Consider the following 17,871-nt stretch of genomic DNA (forward strand, 5'->3'; position numbering starts at 1 on the left):
CGCAGTGTTGCTCCGCAGACCAATTCCTCAGTTGGAAGTAGCAGCCTACGCTAGCGACTCAACTCAACCCTTGATGAGGTGTCGCCATGTCCTCTGGCAGCTCCACAACGACCGACCTGAAACAGACTCCGATATCGGCGCCAACCCTGTCCACTGCGATGGTGATTTTGCTCGCTTTCTGTTGTGGCGCCGTTGTCGCAAATCTGTATTACGCCCAGCCAATCGTAGAACTGATAGCGCCCCAAATTAACCTTTCAAGCGAACATGCCAGTCTCATCGTTTCATTGACTCAATTCGGATACGCATTGGGGCTGTTCTTCTTGGTTCCCCTGGCTGACCTGATGGAAAATCGTCGTTTGGTAGTCGGCTTCACGCTGGCTGCTTCCTTGTGCATGGCCGGTGCAGCCCTGAGCCAAACGCCTTCAATGTTTCTGATCTGTTCGTTACTGATTGGCCTCACTTCAGTAGCAGTGCAAATCCTGGTACCGCTGGCGGCGCATATGGCGCCAGAAGAATCTCGCGGCCAAGTGGTTGGCAATATCATGAGTGGTTTGCTGTTGGGGATTCTTCTTTCACGCCCGATCGCCAGCACGCTCACCGAGTCATTCGGTTGGCACGGTGTGTTTTTCGGTGCATCCGCTCTTATGGCGATCATTGCAGTCCTGATGGGGTGCGCGCTGCCACAACGAATTCCCGCGCACCGCGCCAGCTACGGGGCGTTAATCAGTTCGATTTTTACCTTGGTGGGTCGCTACGCCGTGCTGCGTGAACGGTCTTTGTATCAAGGATTACTCTTTGCCAGTTTCAGCATTTTTTGGACCATTGCGCCTGTCGAACTTATCCGTCATTACCATTTCAGCCAAACACAACTGGCACTGTTTACTCTGGTAGGTGCAGTGGGGGCGATAGCGGCTCCGATTGCGGGACGCCTGGCGGATGCTGGTTATTCAAAACGGGGTACCGCCATCGCTCTGGTAGTTGCACCGGCTTCGCTTTTGATTGCAGCGCTGCCCTCCTCTGGTTACCTCTGGTTAGTGGTTTGCGCGGTGCTGCTGGACTTTGCTGTTCAACTGAGCATGGTGCTGGGACAGCGTGAAGTTTATGCGCTTGATCCGCACAGTCGTGCTCGCTTGAATGCGGTATACATGACCAGTATTTTCCTTGGTGGAGCGTTGGGCTCACTTCTAGCCAGTCCGCTTTACGAACGATTGGGATGGAGTTCGTTTGTTTGTCTGGCCTCTTTCGTACCTGCCGTTGCTGCGGTGCTGTTTTTCACGCGGCTATTCAAAAGTAGAAAAATTTGATTGATACCAGCACATACATCCAAGGCAATGGTGCAAAACGTGGTCAGAATATGTCCAAATAGGCATATGAGTTGAGCTGCTGGATCCAGTTGCTCATAACACCGAGGACTGGGCCATGGACAAGTTGCTTGCGCTAACCATGTTCGTCGAAACAGTGCGTTGCGGTGGATATTCCGCAGCAGCACGTAAGCTCAGCGTCTCAACCTCATCTGTCACTCGCCAAGTCGCGAGTCTCGAAGCGGAGCTGGGAGTAGCACTGCTCAATCGTACTACCAGGAACACGAATCCCACTGCTGCCGGACAAATATACTTTGATAAAGCTGTATTTATCCTTGATGCCCTCGCCGAGGCAGACACGGCAATTGCCGACCGCAGCTCCGAAGCTCGCGGCCGTTTGAGGGTCAGCGTACCGGTCGAGTTTGGGCGCAGAGTCATAGCGCCACACATGGGACGCTTGCTGTCTCAGTATCCTGAGCTCGACGTGAGCCTGTCTCTGAGCGACCAGATGACCGATCTGTTAAAAGAGCGGATCGATTTGTCCGTTCGCTTGGGTTCTTCTTTAGCCAGCGAAGACATCATCAGTAAACCGCTGGGTCGATTCGAACGATGGGTAGTAGGAAGCCCGGAATATTTCACGAGAGTCGGCATTCCCTTGCAGCCCCGAGAACTTGTAAATCACGAGTGCCTACGTTTCGATTACGGGGACATGCATCATGGTTGGGATTTTCGCAGCTCGGAAGATTGCATTCGCATCAATGTCCAGGGACGCCTTGAAAGCAACAATGCCGATATTCTGCGTGAGGCGGCTCTGAATGGTAGAGGCACTGCGTTGCTGGCCGACTGGCTAGTGGCAGAGGATGTGCGCCAAGGGCGCCTGACGCGGGTGCTCGCCAATTACGAGGCCAACCCTGGTGACGCCAATGGCATGATCAACGCGCTATATTTGCCAAATCATCGAAGATCTAGCCGAGTAAAGGTTTTTATTTCCTTTCTCGAAGAAATTCTGAGCTACTGAAAGCGATAACAAAGCAGACGCAATGCAGTATTGCGTTGAGGATATGTATTCAGATTGGGTCAACTCACCTAAAGTCTCGCCATTGGACATTTTGGTTGACCAACATGAAAAGCAATTTCATCGCCTTCGCCTTTGATTTCCTCGACCCTTGGTGTTGGATAGGTGAAAAGCGCCTACGCCAAGCCATGAATAAAACAGGGGTAATGCTCCCTATTGATTACCAGGCCTGTAGATCAGCGTATCCGAAAGCTCAGGCTGGCATGGACTATCGGACATACCAGGAAAGCCGCTTTGGCAGTCAAGCAAAAAGCCATGAAGAAGCACTATTCCATGCGGCTGCGGAGTGTGGCATTTCGTTGGACTTAAGCTTGATTACCACGATGCCGAATACAGAATCTGCTCTTCGGCTCATGCAGTGGCAGAAGCATAAGGGCAAATGCCTTGGATCCCTGTTCGAAGGTATTTACCAAGCGCGTTTTTGTGAGGCAAAGGACATAAGCGATCCAGTGTCGCTTCTAGCATTACTCGAGCAAGATCCCGAAGAGCGACGGTTGACATTGAATTTCTTGCTTAGCGAAGACGGCATTAGTGAACTCTTGAAGGCCGAGCGTGAAACGATCGAGTGGTGCGGACGCCTTACACCCGCCATAAAGTTAGGTGAAACGCTAATAAGCGGCGCACAGCCTTCAGAAATACTCGTAACGTTTCTGAAGCAATTGAAAAGCAAAGCTTCGTAAGCAGATGGCCAGGATTCAGAATCCCGCAGACTTACGGCTGCAGATCGAAAACCTCGAGGCATTGAAGTCTCAACTGCCTGCACCGCCATGTGCTTCCTCAAAGAAATAGTCTTTCCAGCTGTCTGCCTTGTTTTTCAGCACCCCTAACGTCTGCAATTGCTCGGCATAGATATAGGTTCGCTGTGGCACCACGGTGAAATCGATTTCCGGGTCGGCGACGATTTTCTCAACCAATGGCAAGGATAGTTTCGATTGCTCCACGCGGATATAGGTCTGGGCCGCTGCGGGCTTATCAGCCTTGATAATCTGCTCTGCCTCGGCCAGCGCTGCGTAAAACGCTTTGTAGGTTTTCGGGTTTTCGTCGTGGAATTTTTCGGTGGTGTACAACACGTTGAACGTGGCCGGGCCACCCAATACGTCGTAGGAACTCAGCACCTTGTGCACGTTGGGACTTTGCAGTTCCTGGTACTGGAACGGCGGGCTGGAGAAGTGTGAGTTGATCTCTGAACCGCCGGCGATCAGCGCCGACGTTGCATCGGGGTGGGCCAGGCTGATCGAGATATCGTCAAACTTCTTGAAATTGTCCACGCCAAACTGTTTGGCCGTTTCGATCTGCAAGGTGCGCGACTGGAAACCTACCCCCGCCGCCGGCACCGCGATTCGGTCCTTTTCGGTGAAGTCCTTGAGGCTTTTCACATTCGGATTATTGGTCAGCAGGTAATTGGGCATCGACCCCAGCGAGGCAATGGCCTTGACGTTTTGCTTGCCCTTGGTCCGGTCCCAGATCGTCAGCATCGGCGGCACGCCGGCCGACACCACATCCAGCGCCCCGGCCAGCAGCGCTTCGTTCATGGCGGTGGCCCCGGAGATGCTGTTCCAGTCGACCTTGATGTCGAGGCCCTGCTCCTTGCCGTGTTTTTCGATGAGCTGCTGGTCGCGCACCACATCCAGAATCAGGTAACCGATACCAAATTGCTGGGCAATGCTGATTTTGCCTTCGGCCTGAACCACCGGGCTGAGTAATGCGCTCAGCGCCACCACGGAAGTGGCGAACAGGGTTAGTGCGGAGCGCTTGAAAGGTGTCGTCATGAAAACCTCGGGGGTGACTGGCCAATGCCGATAAATTAAGGAATGGCACAACCTACAAAGTATGTGTTGGCTGGGGGCTTCAGAGCTTGGCGATCGAGACTTCGGTGGATTTAACGAAGGCAATCACTTCGCTGCCCACTTTCAGTTCAAGGTCGCGCACCGAACGGGTGGTGATCACTGAGGTGACGATGCCGGAGGCGGTTTGCACGTCGATTTCGGACACCACTTCGCCTTGGACGATTTCCTTGATAACGCCCTTGAACTGGTTCCGGACGTTAATCGCTTTGATGGTCATGATGAGGCTTCCTGTCTGATGTCGGGCCAATACGCACAAAATGTGCAGGCCTCCAACGTGCACCCATCAGGCAAGCAATAAAAGGAATATATAATTATCTATTTATTCTTTTTTGATATAACAAAGCCCACTCTCGCTCCCTGCTTTCAGGCGAAACAGACGACCTTGGCCATTAGATTGCCATCCCCCTTGATTTCGCTCAAAATTGACAGCTAACGCTTCGATAATGGACTCCATGAAGCGCCCTTCCCTATTTCAATCTCTCTCGATGGGCAACAACGCCCGTCGACGAAATCACTCAAGGATTTACATGGAAACCGCACTGCCACCGAAGAAAATCTCCGGTCTTATCACGCGCATCATGGGCGGCATCAGTGCACTGCTGGCTGCTATGTGGGGGTTGATCACCTATGTGTTTCCAGACCCTACCGTGTTCGGGCTGAGCTTTCTGAACTGGAAAAACGTGATCCTGTTCATGAGCGCCTTTGTTTTTCTGTCGGTCATTTTCCTGGGCTGGTACGCCAGCCGCCTCCCGCAGATGCTCAAAGGTGCAATGCTGGTGATCCTCTCGGCGGGCCTGGCGGTAATTTTTTTCGCATTGGGTGGTGAATACGCAAAACCGAGTTTCGACTTCGCCCGTAACCAGCAGAAATTCATCGAGAACGGCGGTGCCAATATGTTGGGCAAACGCATCGAGGTGATTGACGGTGTGCGCATCGAACTGTTGGGCTGCGAGAAAATCGGGCGTTCGCCCAACTGTGATTTCGAGCTGACGAATACCCGCCTGGACGGTGAATTTCACTTCAACTCCGACACAAGTCTGTTCGAAGAAACCGGTGGGGCGCTGAACATCGACAAGATGCAGGTAGGCTCTTCAAAGTTCATGAACCGCGAAACCTTCCCGGTTGTGCGCGGCGTACCCACGCGGGTGAGATTGGCGTTTGAGCAAGGACGCGGTGATCTACAAAATTCCCCTGCACTCAAGCTGAGCCTGCGGACCAATCACGGCGATGACAGCGTCGTGAAATTCAACGACGTCGAGATCAAGTAAGCGACGTTACAGAGCATTCGCGACACCGTATGCGCAGTCGAAAGGCGCATACGGTCATTTAAACCGCTGCAACTTTCATAAACTCTCCGACGACACGCCCAGAAACTTTCTTGTCCTTTCAACCATTCGTCGCTTGGTAAATCGTGTCGCGCAATGCACGAGACGCTCTGGCGCAGGGATTGCAAAGGCCGGTCGTAGCCGCCCGGAAACGACGTAAATCTGACGCGACGACAATCCACTCAACATTTAAGGACCCCAGCGAAACGCCTGGTGAGTCACCGGAGATTTAACGTGTCAACCCTCAGTGAAATCGCAGCGAACCACGCGAGAATGGCTAAATTACAGGCACAAGAGTCGTCCGGATTGAGTGAGCGGCACGTTCAAATTGTGGGGTGCTTCGAAGTGCCCGTCATGGAAGAACAACAGCACATCCCCTTGCACTTGATCGCTGGTGTGCAGGACAACCACCTCGCCCAGGCTGCGGGTTACTTGCTCTGAGTGAGTTTTTGCACCAAGGAGTGGCACCCACTGGTGGGTGACCCCTCCTTGCGCATGTGCTTTGCGGTGAGTCGCTATTGCGAAAGCATCGATCGTTGCGATGATCGTTCCCTCGCTCTGCGTGGGAACGCCTCAAGGGACGCTCCGCGTTCCAGCCATACCGCCGGTGTCGAGCCGGGCACCCGTTTGACGCAGAGCGTCATGGGCTGCATGCCCACGCAGAGCGTGGGAACGATTATTCAGCGGCGCTAATCCGAAGCCTGCGCCCGCAATCGCCGCCCCACTACATCCAGCACATCACAGCCATCGCGCAATGGGATGGCGCACAGCAGCGCAAAGTCGCTGAGGATGAAGGATTCGCACTCGACCGAACCGCGCATCGACATGTTTTCCAGTACCTGGGTGACGGCGCGAATCCGGTAGTTGGCAGCTTCGTATAAAACATCGAGCGGCGCGTGGGTGTCGACGAACAGCGTGGGCATGTCGGTGCAGTTGCTGGTGAGCGCCATGAAGCGGCTTTTGGGGTGGGGAATGGGTTTTTCGTAGGGTGGATCGGGGTGAAGGGTTTTCATTTTTTCAGACCTTGGGCGGATAAATTTAAGCTACCAACGGCCTTCCTACGGGCTTGGGTGGCAGCCGTACGCGGGAGTAGGAAACTGAGGATCCACCAAACTCAGCCACGCCGAAGCGTGTCCCGCGCACAGCCGCCGCGAACGATCTTACGGACACTAAGTAAGTGCCGCAATCACACGACAGCGCTGACGCGCGGTGAAAATCCAAGGGTTCCTACACCCTGCCACTGCATTTGCAGCGACAGCCAAAGACTATCCATGGATCTCACTTCGCACCAGTTCATCAAAGCCGCCACAACTTGAAGGAAACTTCCGACGACCTTGCCCAGAAATTTCGCCCTCGCGCAGCGTTTTGAGCGCGCGAGACTTTGCGGGAGATCAATCAGGAAAGCAGTCAGAGAAGTAGGAAAACGGCGTAGGCCAAATCCTTAAATAACACCCCACAATCAACAAGCAACCCCAAACGAAAACGTGGCGTGAGGTCTCCCCCACGCCACGTTCTTTTATCGACCCAACGAGCCGGACAACTGCTTCAACCGTCAGCCCGCCTCACTCTCCCGAATCAGCTTCTTGTTGATCTTCCCGACACTGGTCTTGGGAATCTCGGCCACGAACTTGAACTGCTTCGGAATCGCCCATTTGTTGATACGCCCACTCTCGACAAATGTCTGCAGGTGCGTCTCGAGGATTTGCTTGTCGAGGTACTGACCCGGCTCGCACACCACCATCGCCATGGGCCGTTCGCCCCACTGCTCATCGACGATGCCGACGACCGCGACAGACATCACCGCCGCGTGTTCGCTGATCAGGCTCTCCAGTTCCAGCGAGCTGATCCACTCGCCCCCGGTCTTGATCACATCCTTGATGCGGTCCTTGATTTCCACGCCGCCCATCGAGTCGATGGAAGCCATGTCGCCCGTGTGCATCCAGCCGTCGAGCCAGAGCTCGGCGCCCTTTGCCGGTTCTTTCAAATAACCCTGGGTCAGCCACGGTGCGCGGACCACGATTTCGCCGAGAGACTCACCGTCATGGACCACATCGTTGCCGCTGGCATCGACGATTTTCAGGTCAACCATGGGCACCGGGGTGCCGGTTTTGATGCGGGTTGCCAATTGGTCTTGCATGGGTTGCTTGAGCACGTCGTCACGCAGGTAACTCAGGCACAGCAACGGGCAGGTTTCCGACATGCCGTAACCGCTGTGCACCACCATGCCTTTGGCGCTGGCTTCGCTGGCGATACCGAGGGTCAGCGCACTGCCGCCGAGGAGCATTTTCCAGCCCTCGAAACGGGTTTGCTTCCCGGCCTCGCAGTTCAGGATCATTTGCAGAATGGTCGGCACACAATGGGAGAAGGTGACCTTCTCCTCACGATACAACCGGACCAGGCTGTTGGGTTCGTAGCGGCCCGGATAAACCTGCTTCAGCCCCATCAGCGTGGCGACATACGGCACGCCCCACGCATGCACGTGAAACATCGGCGTGATCGGCATGTACACGTCATCGGAACGCAGCAGCGGCTGGCCTTGATACACGCCCAGCGTGCCAACGGCATTCAGGGTGTGCAGGACCAGTTGGCGATGGGTGAAGTACACGCCTTTCGGGTCGCCGGTGGTGCCGGTGGTGTAGAACAGGGTCGCCACCGAGTTCTCGTCGAAATCGGGGAAGTCGTACTGGTCTGATGCCAGCGACAGCAAATGCTCATATTCACCCAGCACCGGCAACGAGGTGCTGGCGGCGCTGTCATCGGTGAGTTGGAGATAGCCTTTGACGGTGGTCAACCGATCCTGGACCTGCTCGAGCAATGGCAGGAAATCATCATGCACCAGCACCAGATCGTCTTCGGCGTGGTTCATGGTGAACAGCACCTGATCCGGCGACAGACGAATGTTCACCGTATGCAGCACCGCGCCGATCATCGGCACGGCGAAGAAGCATTCCAGGTAACGATGGCTGTCCCAGTCCAGCAGTGCCACGGTGTCCCCGGCTTTCACGCCGGCGGCCGTCAAGGCGTTGGCCAGTTTGCGGATGCGTTTGTTGAGGGTCTGGTAGTCGTAGCGCAGTTTGTCGGCGTAGACGATTTCGCGACCCGGTTCGTAGCGCGCACCGGACAGCAATAATTGCTTGATCAGCAAGGGATAGGCGTAGGCGCCATCGGCGGGCGGGATTATTTTTGTCGCCATCATGTTTGGGTTCCTGGTCCTTATGTTATTGGCTCAGAGCCCCTCGATGCACTCAGTTGCAATCGACTCCCGACGCGGAGTCGGGAGTCGCGGGGGCCTGGCGATCAGAACTGCGCGGCGTCCAGCTCGTAGAGGCACTCGCTGCCGGCCTTGACCGATGCGCTCAATGAATGGATGCGTGGCAGCAGGCGGGCGAAGTAGAAGCGTGCGGTGGCCAGTTTGCTGACGTAGAAGTCGTCCTCGGCCTGCTTGCCGATGGCGGTCTTGGCCATCAGTGCCCACATGTAGGCGTAGGCGACGTAGCCGAAGGTTTGCAGGTACTCGACCGAGGCTGCGCCGATTTCATTCGGGTTGTTTTTCGCCCGGTCGAGCACCCACGCGGTCAATTCGTCGAGGACGTCCACGGCGGCGTTCAACGGCTTGCTGAACTCACTGAACTCGGCGTTGGCGCTGGCGGCGAAGTGGCGAACCTCGGAGGCGAACAAGCGGTAAAGCGCCCCGCCGCTGCCGACGATCTTGCGCCCGACCAGGTCCAGCGACTGGATGCCGTTGGTGCCTTCGTAGATCTGGGTGATGCGCACGTCACGCACCAACTGCTCCTGGCCCCACTCGCGGATGTAGCCGTGGCCGCCGAAAATCATCTGACCGTGCAATGTGGTTTCGAGGCCCATGTCGGTGAGAAACGCCTTGGCCACCGGGGTCAACAGCGAGACCAATTCCTGTGCACGACTGCGCGTGGTCGCGTCTTCACTGTACTTGGCCGTGTCCAGTTGCAGGGCCACGTAGCTGGAGAACGCACGGCCTCCTTCGTTCAAGGCTTTCATGGTCAACAACATGCGGCGCACGTCCGGGTGGACGATGATCGGGTCGGCGGCCTTGTCCTTGTTCTGCGCACCGGTTGGCGCACGGCTTTGCAGACGGTCACGGGCGTACTCGACAGCGTTCTGGTACGAGCGCTCGCCCAAGGACAGCCCCTGAATGCCGACGCCCAGACGCTCGTAGTTCATCATGGTGAACATCGCCGCCAGGCCCTTGTTCGGCGCGTCGACGATCCAGCCAGTGGCGCCGTCGAAGTTCATCACGCAGGTGGCGGAGGCCTTGATGCCCATCTTGTGCTCGATGGACCCGCAGGACAGCGCGTTGCGCTCGCCCAGGGAACCGTCGTCGTTGACCAGCACCTTGGGCACCAGGAACAGGGAAATACCTTTAGGACCGGACGGTGCATCCGGCAGTCGGGCCAGTACCAGGTGAATGATGTTTTCGGTCAGGTCGTGCTCACCGCCGGTGATGAAAATCTTGCTGCCGCTGACTTTATAGCTGCCGTCGGCCTGAGGCTCGGCGCGGGTACGAATCAAGCCCAGGTCGGTGCCGGCGTGGGCTTCGGTCAGGCACATCGAACCGGTCCAGGTGCCGGCGTACATGTTCGGCAAATAACGCTGCTTGAGCTCTTCACTGGCGTGGGCATTGATCGACAGGCACGCGCCGGCCGTCAGCATCGGGTAGAGGCCGAAGGACAGGCCGGCCGAGTTGACCATCTCTTCGACCTGCGCCGAAATCGCCTTGGGCATGCCCATGCCGCCGAACTGCGGATCACCGCCCACGCCGACCCAACCACCCTCGGCGAACGCCTGGTACGCGGCGACAAAACCGTCCGGCGCGATGACTTCGCCGTTGTTCCAGGTGCAGCCTTGTTCGTCGCCATTGCGGTTCAGCGGTGCAATCACTTCACCAGTGATCTTGCCGGCCTCTTCGAGGATCGCGGCAGCCGTCTCTTCATCAATCACCTCGGCCAGGCCAGGTAATGTCGCCCACAGGCTGGACACCTCAAAGACTTCATTGAGGACGAAGCGCATGTCGCGCAAGGGAGCTTTGTATTCGGACATAGTGACTTACTCAGGTGTGCTCAAGGCATGTGGAACAGGTGAAGTGTGCGAGGTGCCGGCTTCTTCGGCGGGCGCCAGCAGAGCGTCCTCGACAGGACGCGTTTCCAGGGACTTTTCGCGTAGCAGGAAGTACGACAGGGCCGGAATCAGGATCAGCGCGCCGAGCATGTTCCACAGGAACATGAAGGTCAGCAGGATGCCCATGTCGGCCTGGAATTTGATCGGCGACCAGACCCAGCACACCACGCCAGCGGCGAGGGTGATGCCGACCAGCCCGACCACCCGGCCGGTGAACGACACGGCGTTGCGGTACGACTGGGACAACGACAGCCCCTGACGCTGGAAATGCAGCTGCACACTCAGCAGGTACAGCGCGTAGTCGACGCCGATGCCGACGCCCAACGCGATCACCGGCAAGGTCGCGACTTTCACGCCGATGCCCATCGCCACCATCAAGGCTTCGCAAAGGATCGAGGTCAGCACCAGCGGCAGCAGCGCCACCAGCGTCGCGCGCCAGCTGCGGAAGGTGATCAGGCAGAACAGCGTCACCGCCGCGTACACGTACAGCAGCATGGTGTGATTGGCCTCGCGCACCACGATGTTGGTCGCAGCCTCGATCCCGGCGCTGCCGGCAGCGAGCAGGAACTGACGATCGTCGGTGCTGTTTTCCTTGGCGAACTTGTCGGCGATGGCGACCACTTCGTCCAGGGTTTCGGCCTTGTGGTCCTTGAGGAAGGCGATCACCGGCATCAGCGAGCAATTGTTGTTGAACAGCTCCGGCGAGTTGACCGAGGCCTGTTGCGCGGCGTAGTTGAGCACGTCCTGGTTGCGCTGGATGCTGTTGAGCTTGGGGTTGCCCTCGTAGGTGCCGGCGGTGATCTGGCGCACGGCGTTGACCAGCGAGGTGGTCGCACGCACGCCCGGGTTCTGTTGCAGCTCCCAGGCCAGACGGTCGGCCAATACCAGGGTCTTGTAGTTCAGGCAGCCTTCCGGTGCGGTCTTGATCATCACCGCGAACAGGTCGCTGGACAGTGCGTAATGCTGGGTGATGTAGGCGTTGTCACGGTTGTAGCGCGAGTCGGCACGCAGCTCCGGCGCCCCGCTTTCCAGGTCGCCGATTTTCAGGTGCAGGCTGACCATGAAGCCGCCGACGCCCATCAGCACCGCGACCAATACGGCGCCCGTGGCCCACTTGCGGGTGGTGAAACGGTCGAGCAAATCCCAGAGTCGGCCAAAGCCTTTGTGCTTTTCAGCGCGGGTGTCGATTTTCAGCGCGCGCTCGGCGGCTTTCGCACCGACGCCGACGTAGGACAGCGCCACCGGCATCAGCAGCAGCGAGGTGAAGATCAAGACGGCGACACCGATGCTGGCGGTGATCGCCAGGTCCTGGATCACCGGAATGTCGATCAGCATCAGCACGGCGAAACCCACGGCGTCGGCCAGCAGCGCGGTGACCCCGGCAATGAACAGACGGCGGAAGGTGTAGCGCGCGGCGATCAGTTTATGGGTGCCGCGGGCGATGTCCTGCATGATCCCGTTCATCTTCTGCGCGGCGTGGGACACGCCGATGGCAAAGATCAGGAACGGCACCAGCACCGAGTACGGGTCGATGGCGTAACCCAGCCAGGCGACGATGCCCAGCTGCCAGACCACCGCAATCAGCGAGCAGCCGACCACCAGCAAGGTGCTGCGTACGCAACGGGTGTAGGCGTAAATGATCACCAGCGACGTGATCACGGCCAGGCCGAAAAACATCATCACCTGAATCAGGCCGTCGATCAGGTCGCCCATCAATTTGGCGAAGCCGATCACCCGGACTTTGTAGTGACCTTTGCCTTCGACGCCGGACTTGCGCGCGGCGCTGTCACCGGCGTATTCGATCTTGTCGCGCAACTGCTCTTCGAGCATCTGCGAAAATTCGTGGTAGTTGATGCGCTTTCCGCCGGCGCCCGCCTTATCCAGCAGCGGCACAATCAGCATGCTGGATTTGAAGTCGCTGGCGACCAGGCTGCCGACGATCCCGGCACGGGAAATGTTCTGGCGCAGCTGCTCGATTTGCTCAGGCTTGCCCTGGTAAGTGTCGGGCATCACCGGGCCACCCTGGAAGCCTTCTTCGGTGACTTCGGTCCAGCGTACCGCCGGGCTCCACAGCGATTTCATCCAGGCGCGGTCAACGCCTTCGGTGAGGAACAGTTGGTCGTTGACCTGCTTGAGCACGTCCAGGTATTCAGGGTCGAAAATGTCGCCCTGGGTGTTTTCCACCACCACCCGCACCGAGTTACCGAGGCCGCGCAGGGACGCACGGTTTTCCAGGAAATTCTGGATGTACGGCTGGCTCTGCGGAATCATTTTTTCGAAGCTGGGGCGCAGCTCCAGACGGGTGACCGCCATGAAGCCCAGCACCACGGTGGCGAGCGCCATCAGCAGCATGAACAGAGGGCGGTAGTTGAAGACCAGGCGTTCCAGCAGGTTGCCGGAGCGACGGTCGAAATCGCGCACGTCGCGGATCACCGGCATGGCTTCTTGTTGTTTTATGTTGCCCATGTCTGGGTTCTCGCTTTAAGGGTTCGAGGTCTTAACGACGGACAGCGCCAGTGCGCCACGGCTGCCAGCCACGACCAACGAGCCGTCGGAGGCTTCGGTGGCGCCAGCTATCGGCGTCGGTACAGGCTGCTGAACCAGCTGCAGTTGCGCGCCAGAACCCTGGCTGACCAGCATCTGCCCACCCTGGGTGAACAAGCGGTAGTCGCCATGGTTATCGATCAGGCCGGCGGTGACGCTGATGTGCAGGCCGGTGTCCAGCGCGGTCCAGTTCTGGCCGCCATCGGTGCTGCGCAATACGTTGCCGCGCAAGCCGTAGACCAGCACTTCGCCGGGTTTGCCAAGCACGCCGAAAAAGCTGCCCTGATAAGGCGTTTGCACTTCAGCGAAACGCTGGCTGGCGTCGTCCCATTTGAGCAACAGACCCTGCTCGCCGGCGATGTACAACGCATCCCCCGTGGAGGCGATGGCATTCAGGTGAAAGCCTTGCGGGTTGTCGGTGCGGTCCTGAAACGGGGTCCAGGTCTGGCCGCCGTCTTCAGTGCGCAGGATCAGGTTGAACACGCCGACCGCGTAACCCAGTTTTTCATTGGCGAACCAGACGTCGAGCAAGGGTTTATCGGCGCCCTGCTCTACCAGCCGCTGCCCTTCGGCGGCCCAGTGTGACCATTGTTCGTTGTCCGGTTCGGCACTGGCCAACGCACCATAATGCTTGATCAGTAACTCACCGATCTGACGGCCGTCCAGCTGTTTGGTCCAGGTCGCGCCCGCATCGCTGCTGTGCAACACCACGCCGTCATTACCGACCGCCCAGCCTTCCCTGGCCGATGGAAAGTTCACCGCACTGAGATCGGCACTCACTGGCACGACAGCCTGCTGCCAGTGTTTACCGCTGTCATCGGAATAGAGAATGTGCCCACGCTGCCCGACGGCAACCAATCGGTCGCCCGCACGGGTCATGCCGGTCAACGGGCTGCTGACCGCCAGCGGACTGACTCTGGCGGGCAGGTCCAGCACATCGATGTAACCGGCCGCCTGGGTGACGCCCTGCGACATGACAAGCAGGGCGCCGAGCGTTAACTGCAGGTACTTTTTGTACGAACACATACCGCGTCCTCTTGGGAAAACCGCGTCTGGGACTGCAAGCGTGCAGCCCGACGTTGAAAACCGGCGCCGCGACGATCGGCGAGCACCGACCGTCGCCGGTCACACGGCTTGCGGGCCGTGGACCGATGAACGCCTTGTTGCGGTTTGCTTAGCGAATGCCGGCGCCCGCCAGGGACTCCGACGACCACTGCGCCTTGGAGAGCGGATCGATGTACTTGATGCCGCCGTAAGGGCCGACTACACCGTTGATGTTGTAGGAACCGCCCACCAGGTCGTAAATCATGAACGGCGTGGAGTCAGGCACCTGCTTGTCATAGCTCTGGCTGAGGAAGGCAAAGGAACCACGGTAGAGCTGACCACGGGCGTCATATTGGTCCGAGGCCAAAGCTGTCCAGCTGTCTTCGTCGAGGTAGAAGCGACGTTTGGCGTAGATGTGACGTGCACCGGCCTTGAGGGTGCCTTCGACGACCCACACGCGGTGTTTTTCCCAGCGCACATAATCGGATGCCAGGTGATTAGGCGTAGTGATCGACTTCGGATCCTGCACGTAGGTCAGCTTGTAGGTGTTGTACGGCACGATCATTTCTTGCTTGCCGACCAGCTTCCAGTCGTAGCGATCCAGCGCACCGTTGAACACGAACACATCATCGTAAGTACCGGCGCCGGCGGTGCCTGGGTTAGGCGTGTCGTAGGCCAGGTTCGGAGCCAGCTTCACGCGGCGCTGGCCAGGCAAGTACTGCCAGGCACGACGCGGTTGTTGCAGCGGGTTGGCGGCGTCCTTGAGCATCACCGCTTCGCCGGCACGACGCGCCGGGCCGGTGTATTGCAGCTTCATCTGGTAGTACACGTCGGCACTGCTGATCGGCTGCGCCAGGTTTTCGTAGATCGGATAAGAGATGAATGCCTGCCCGGTGGTCGCCAGGCTTGGAACGCCCGCGGAGTCAACGTTCCAGGAGTCGTACTTGGAGTTGATGCTGACGCCCTGATAGCGCAACAGGAAGTTCCACATCGCCTCATTACCCGATTGCGGAATCGGGAACGGTACGCCCGGCAGCACGTTGTCGATGGCCAGGCCACCTTCAAGGGACTTGGCGCCGGTGGCGTTTTTCACGCCGTTGTCGAGGATCGCCTTAGGCAGCGAAACGGTGCGGTGAGTCGGGTACACCTCGACTTTGAACGTCGGGAAACGCTTGGCCAGTTCCGCGGTGGTTGCGGTGAGCTGACCCTTGTACTGATCGACGTTTTTACCGTCGATAACCAGCAGCGGTTTTTCATTGGCAAACGGATCCGGGCGCATGCTGTCACCGGCCTTGAAGCTGGCGGGTGGCGTGGTCAGGCCGCCGTCATAGGCCGGGATGGAACCATCGGCATTCCCGGCTTTTTCAGCGCCGACGAGGGTCAGGCTGCTGCCCAGTTTGGCGGCATCCTGAGCAGATACGGCAGCGTGTGCCTGGGCGGCAACAACCATCGCCAGCGAGGCAGCCAACACGGTTTGTACAAATTTCATGTTGAGGTTCTCCTGCTTACGTCGAGTAAGCGAGTGATGAATCAAAAGGTGGTTTTCATTGTCAGGTACACAGCACCACGATCCTCAGTCGTGGCACCGCCACCGGAAAAGGACGAGTAGCCACCGGCGTAGCACGCATAGTTTTCGTTACCACTAAAGGCGTTGGGAGTAGAGCCGTCGCCCCCCGTCGGGCCGGTACTCACGCCGCTTTTATTGCACTTCTCGGTCTGGCCGAAAGAGTCCACATACTTCAGGTCGACAAAGTATTTGTTGTACACAACGGCACCCACGCCGAAGGCATAGTTGCCGGTGTCCTTGGCACCGCCACCGGACACCGGGGACACGCCGTCGATGCCGACGTTGACGGACATTGGCGCGTTGAGGTCAACGCCCGGGAATACCTGGTACCAGGTCGGTGTGAAGTTGACCGCGATACCCCAGTTATCACGGGTCGGTTTGTCGATACCGCGATAGCTGTCCTCACCCTTGTAGAGCGCCTTGTTTTTGTCATCGATGCTCAACAGGTTGCTGTAATACAGTTCGGCAAGCACTGTCGCCTGATCGAACACCGGCGTTTTAGGCAGGGTCATCAGACCGTTCAACGTCCAGTGCAACGTCTCGCCGGTGGCGCTCATGCTGTCGCCGCGGCTCGGGGTGTCGTAGATCACGCCCGTGGCATCGGTGCGCGCCGGCAACAGGCCGAGGCCTTTGCCCAGGCCCAACGGACTGGTGGAGCTGACGATTGCCGGGATACTGGCCAGCGGCATGTTGTGACGGATGTTCAGGTCGGAACCCACACTCACGCCGCCAACGTCCTTGGACAGGCTCAGGCCGAAAATCTTGATGTCGTCGGCATAGGCCAGTTGATAAGTGGCGGTGTTCAACGAATTGAGCGTGTTGACCACGGCAGGCACTTGCCCTGCTGGTCGGGTGCCGTTCGGGTTGGCCGACGATATGCCTCGGGCATCCAGCCAGGCTTGCGGCAGGATTTCCGACGTCTCGCGGTAGTAGACGCCGAGCGTCCCGTCCAGCCAGGCCGGCGACCACTTGGCCATGACGCCCCAGTCACCGCTGCTGTGCGGCGTCAGGTCATGCCCACGCACCACGTTGGTCAAACCGTTGCACGGCGCCAGGCCGCAACCCAGCGGGCTGCCCGGAACCACGGCGTTGGTGTTGCCCAACAGGAACGATTGCGCGCCGAAACCCACCAGATCGGAACCACCGTAGTAGGTGCCGGCTTCAGGCAAGCGAGCTGCATCCCAGTCGAGGAAATACTGAGCGCCGATGGTCAACTCAGGGTTAACGGTGAAGGTCGTCGACAGTTGGTTACGCGGTACGAACAGTTCCTTGGCTTCAGTGCCAGGCGACGCCGCCAGCTTGGCGAGGTCGAGGCCGGACTGGCCGTAGCTGATCGAATGCACCGGGTTGAGAATGGTCTCGCCCCAGAACACGTTGTGCTGACCGGCCTTCATGCTGAGCAATGATTCTTCGCCCACTTCAGTGCTGTAGAACACGAATGCATCGAGGATTTCACCGGACGGGCCGGTGTAGTAACGCTGGGCGTAGTTGCTCAGGTGCGGGCTGCCAAAACCGACGTTGTCGTTGGTGACGGCAGCCAGGCGTGGGTCGTTGGCGACCAGGCCGGAGCGTGCATCGTTGCCGTTGACGAACGGGTTGGAGTTGGAGCCGGTGTTCTCATACGCCTTGTCGTACCAGCTGGCGGCACTGACACGAAAGCCCATGGTGTTCTTGTAGACCACGTCCATCTCGGTCAACAGGTCGATACGGTTGGTGATGTTGGTGCCAGCCTTGCGGAAGTTGTAGTCGCCATCGTTGTTGTTTGGCGTCCCCAACATGCGCTTGTCGGCGCTTTCGGTGCGCACACCGTAGTTGTACTTGATGGTGTTATCGATGCGCGCGGTCCAGTCCGGGTTACCGGTATCCAGTTCAACCGCGTGGGCGGTCGGCATGGACGCGGCCAGAATGGCTGAGGCCAGCAATGTGTAACGCGAAACCGTGAACCCGTGACTCTTATTGTTGTGCATTGCGTTGTCTCCGCCTTTTGTATTTGTTTTAAGCGCAGCCGCCCTCA

The 17,871-nt window shown here is 58.2% G+C and carries 14 protein-coding genes; 5 read left to right on the forward strand and 9 right to left on the reverse strand.

The window, feature by feature from the left end:
* Positions 1-86: 86 nt before the first annotated feature.
* From AB4N43_RS06020 to AB4N43_RS06030, 3 genes are all read left to right on the forward strand, one after another.
* Complete coding sequence (locus AB4N43_RS06020) at positions 87-1,304, forward strand: MFS transporter (RefSeq protein WP_059181155.1); 1,218 nt, start codon at positions 87-89, stop codon at positions 1,302-1,304.
* Positions 1,305-1,419: 115 nt separating this feature from the next.
* Positions 1,420-2,319: a LysR family transcriptional regulator gene (locus AB4N43_RS06025; protein ID WP_059181156.1), complete on the forward strand. Its 900-nt coding sequence runs from the start codon at positions 1,420-1,422 to the stop codon at positions 2,317-2,319.
* 104 nt (positions 2,320-2,423) lie between these two features.
* Entirely contained in the window at positions 2,424-3,056 is a 633-nt protein-coding gene (locus AB4N43_RS06030; protein ID WP_059181157.1) for a DsbA family protein, read from the forward strand.
* Between the two features lie 69 nt (positions 3,057-3,125).
* On the opposite strand, the gene AB4N43_RS06035 is transcribed toward AB4N43_RS06030, so the two are convergent.
* Positions 3,126-4,145 (reverse strand): ABC transporter substrate-binding protein, encoded by a 1,020-nt coding sequence (locus AB4N43_RS06035; protein ID WP_460153518.1) that lies wholly within the window; start codon positions 4,143-4,145, stop codon positions 3,126-3,128.
* Positions 4,146-4,224: 79 nt separating this feature from the next.
* On the reverse strand, positions 4,225-4,440 hold the full coding sequence (locus tag AB4N43_RS06040; protein WP_027921432.1) for a TOBE domain-containing protein: 216 nt from the start codon (positions 4,438-4,440) through the stop codon (positions 4,225-4,227).
* 310 nt (positions 4,441-4,750) lie between these two features.
* Between AB4N43_RS06040 and AB4N43_RS06045 the strand changes: the two genes are divergently transcribed.
* Both AB4N43_RS06045 and AB4N43_RS06050 read left to right on the forward strand, forming a co-directional pair.
* Complete coding sequence (locus AB4N43_RS06045; protein ID WP_027921433.1) at positions 4,751-5,491, forward strand: hypothetical protein; 741 nt, start codon at positions 4,751-4,753, stop codon at positions 5,489-5,491.
* A 291-nt stretch (positions 5,492-5,782) separates the two neighbouring features.
* Positions 5,783-5,989, forward strand: coding sequence for a hypothetical protein (locus AB4N43_RS06050; RefSeq protein WP_027921434.1), 207 nt, complete (start codon positions 5,783-5,785; stop codon positions 5,987-5,989).
* 248 nt (positions 5,990-6,237) lie between these two features.
* Here the strand turns inward: AB4N43_RS06050 and AB4N43_RS06055 are convergent, their stop codons facing one another.
* The 7 genes from AB4N43_RS06055 to AB4N43_RS06085 all read right to left on the reverse strand — a co-directional run bounded on the left by AB4N43_RS06055 (position 6,238) and on the right by AB4N43_RS06085 (position 17,824).
* A complete protein-coding gene (locus tag AB4N43_RS06055; RefSeq protein ID WP_027921435.1) occupies positions 6,238-6,561 on the reverse strand; it encodes a hypothetical protein in 324 nt (107 codons plus the stop codon).
* A 539-nt stretch (positions 6,562-7,100) separates the two neighbouring features.
* The gene (locus AB4N43_RS06060) at positions 7,101-8,744 is read right to left on the reverse strand and encodes a fatty acid--CoA ligase (RefSeq protein ID WP_027921436.1); all 1,644 of its coding nucleotides are present in this window, start codon (positions 8,742-8,744) and stop codon (positions 7,101-7,103) included.
* 101 nt (positions 8,745-8,845) lie between these two features.
* Positions 8,846-10,624, reverse strand: coding sequence for an acyl-CoA dehydrogenase C-terminal domain-containing protein (locus AB4N43_RS06065; protein WP_460153520.1), 1,779 nt, complete (start codon positions 10,622-10,624; stop codon positions 8,846-8,848).
* Positions 10,625-10,630: 6 nt separating this feature from the next.
* Positions 10,631-13,168 (reverse strand): efflux RND transporter permease subunit, encoded by a 2,538-nt coding sequence (locus AB4N43_RS06070; RefSeq protein WP_027921438.1) that lies wholly within the window; start codon positions 13,166-13,168, stop codon positions 10,631-10,633.
* A 15-nt stretch (positions 13,169-13,183) separates the two neighbouring features.
* Positions 13,184-14,272 (reverse strand): WD40/YVTN/BNR-like repeat-containing protein, encoded by a 1,089-nt coding sequence (locus tag AB4N43_RS06075; protein ID WP_460153522.1) that lies wholly within the window; start codon positions 14,270-14,272, stop codon positions 13,184-13,186.
* Positions 14,273-14,420: 148 nt separating this feature from the next.
* Complete coding sequence (locus tag AB4N43_RS06080; protein ID WP_059181159.1) at positions 14,421-15,779, reverse strand: DUF1329 domain-containing protein; 1,359 nt, start codon at positions 15,777-15,779, stop codon at positions 14,421-14,423.
* Between the two features lie 41 nt (positions 15,780-15,820).
* Complete coding sequence (locus AB4N43_RS06085; protein ID WP_410921878.1) at positions 15,821-17,824, reverse strand: DUF1302 domain-containing protein; 2,004 nt, start codon at positions 17,822-17,824, stop codon at positions 15,821-15,823.
* Positions 17,825-17,871 lie beyond the last annotated feature (47 nt).

Source organism: Pseudomonas sp. S2_B07 (assembly GCF_054668435.1).